Annotated in this window: 1 protein-coding gene; it reads right to left on the bottom strand. The window is 64.3% G+C overall.

Features of this window, described 5'->3' with window-relative positions; all coding sequences use genetic code 11:
- Positions 1-45: 45 nt before the first annotated feature.
- On the bottom strand, positions 46-619 hold a 574-nt coding region (locus EOA22_RS36380; protein WP_164756322.1), incomplete at its 5' end, for an SOS response-associated peptidase.

Raw genomic sequence — 619 nt, 5'->3', positions numbered from 1 at the left:
CGCCAATGGCGCCAGAAATGAAGGCGCCGACGCGCGCGCCCTCTGCTAGAACAACGTCATCTGACTGTCGTCCGCGCCGGACTTCTGGCGCTTGACCTTCTCGGGCTCCGGCCCGATCTCGCCCCGCTCCTGAATCTCCGGTCCGGTGTTGGCGACCTTGTTGACGAGGTCGGAGACCGGAATTGCCTCGAAGAAATCGAGCTGAGCCGGCCGCAACAGATCGGCGACATCACGCGGTTCGAGCGTGCGGCAATCCAGCCAACGGGCGAAATCCCTGGGGTCGATCACCACCGGCATGCGGTCGTGGATATGCGCGATGTCGGCATTGGCGTTGATGGTCAGGATGGCGCCGGTGTCCATTTCCGAACCGCCCGGCTCGGCATAGGTCTCGATCAGCCCGGCGAAGGCAACCAACCCGCCATGCCTGGGGCGTATCCAGTAAGGCTGCCCCTTCTTGCCACCGGTTTGCCGCCATTCATAAAAGCCGGACGCCGGCACCAAAGCGCGGCGATGGCGCATGGCGGCCTTGAACGACGCCTTTTCGGCAGCCCCTTCGGAGCGCGCGTTGAACAGCAGCGGAAACTCGCGTGTATCCTTCACCCAGGTCGGGATCAGCCCC

Source organism: Mesorhizobium sp. M7A.F.Ca.US.014.04.1.1 (assembly GCF_003998745.1).
GTDB classification, from domain to species: Bacteria; Pseudomonadota; Alphaproteobacteria; order Rhizobiales; family Rhizobiaceae; genus Mesorhizobium; species Mesorhizobium ciceri.
The sequence above is the reverse complement of the archived record's forward strand: the minus strand, read 5'-3'. Positions and strand labels throughout refer to the sequence as shown.